Below are 826 nucleotides of genomic sequence, written 5' to 3' on the forward strand. Positions count from 1 at the left end.
GTTTTTCTATGCCGCGGTATGGCGAAGTCGGTATTCTACTGGGCTGCACCAACCGAGTTTTTCTTTGCTTCTCCGTTCATTATAGTATTTGATGAATCGCTCTATAGCCTGCTTCAGTTCATCAAAGCTGTGATATGTATGTCCATAGTAAATTTCCTGTTTCAGTAGGCCAAAGAAGTTTTCCATAACACTGTTATCCAAGCACGTCCCTTTCCGAGACATACTTTGAAAAATTCGCTCTTCTCTTAATCGTTTGGTGTAACATCCCATCTGGTAGGCCCAACCTTGGTCGGAATGAAAAGTGCGTCGATACTTACAGTCTGATGTTATTTTGATGGCTTTATTCAGCGCAGTGGTTATCCCTTCGGTACATGGCCGTTTCGTGATGCTGTAGCTGATAATTTCTCTATTGTAGAGATCAAGGAACGGATCAAGATAGAGTTTTTTCGTGACCAGGTGTCCCTGTTCATCCAGTTGGTAATACTTGAATTCGGTCGTATCTGTGGTGATTTTCTGGTGCAGAATGCAGGTGTCAAACCGGCGCTTTAACCGATTGGGAGCCACCTTACCAACCTTTCCTTTATAAGAATAATATTTTCGGCTTCTACGAGTGAAGGCCGTGACTTGAAGTCCTAGTCTTTGGACTACGCGTTGGACTCGTTTTCGGTTTACAGAGAGACCTTCTGCACGAAGTGCTCCATAAATCCGGCGATAGCCATAATTTGCATGCGAGTTCCGGATTGCTTTGATTTTACCTTCGAGTTCAGCATCTTTCGAGGGACGATTCAAGCGCTTTTGCCAATACATATAGGTGGATTTCGGCAGT

At 43.9% G+C, this 826-nt stretch carries 1 protein-coding gene; it reads right to left on the reverse strand.

Features of this window, described 5'->3' with window-relative positions:
• Positions 1-6 precede the first annotated feature (6 nt).
• Positions 7-826 (reverse strand): IS3 family transposase (locus HMPREF3201_RS04350; protein ID WP_197408255.1); only part of this gene is annotated, 820 nt, incomplete at its 5' end.

Origin of the sequence: Megasphaera sp. MJR8396C (assembly GCF_001546855.1) — a bacterium.
Lineage (GTDB): Bacteria > Bacillota > Negativicutes > Veillonellales > Megasphaeraceae > Megasphaera.